Genomic DNA, 569 nt, shown 5'->3' with positions numbered 1-569 from the left:
TGCAGCAGGTGGGATGGTTACCCTTGGCGTTGCTATTAATGGCGTATCGTCTAAGGTCATTGATACCACTATTCAGATTCAGAAGGCCGAAAAGGCTCTTACCGCCATTACTCGTTCTTCTGCAGCGGCTGGAGTAGAAATCGATTTCGTCCGGAATGTAGCGAATAACTCTGGCCAGGTCTTTACCAGCCTGACGGATACCTATTCACGATTTTTGGCCTCGGCAAATAGCTCTGGGCAGATTCTAAACGAGACGCATCGTCAGTTTGCCACTGTCTCGCAGGCAGCAGGTATTCTGGGTCTGTCCGTGGAAGACACGCAGGGCGTTTTCCGTGCTATGGAACAGATGCTCTCTAAGGGTACTGTCCAGGCGGAAGAACTTCGTGGACAGCTAGGTGATCGTCTCCCTGGTGCCTTTGCAATTGGCGCACAGGCAATGGGTGTTACAACCCAGAAACTTGGCGACTTGATGAAGAAGGGTGAAGTCCTTAGCGCAGACTTCTTGCCCAAGTTTACTTCGCAGCTCGCCAAGGTCTTCAACGTAGACATCACCAAGCCTGTGGAGGGCA

General features: G+C 51.7%; 1 protein-coding gene. It reads left to right on the top strand.

What is annotated here, in order from left to right:
- Window positions 1-13 precede the first annotated feature (13 nt).
- Window positions 14-569 (top strand): tape measure protein (locus tag VJI93_RS08435; RefSeq protein ID WP_324009265.1); only part of this gene is annotated, 556 nt, incomplete at its 3' end.

It is taken from the genome of Parvimonas sp. M20 (assembly GCF_035282425.1).
Taxonomy (GTDB): Bacteria; Bacillota; Clostridia; order Tissierellales; family Peptoniphilaceae; genus Parvimonas.
Note: the sequence above shows the minus strand (reverse complement) of the source record. Positions and strands in the feature narration are given on the sequence as shown.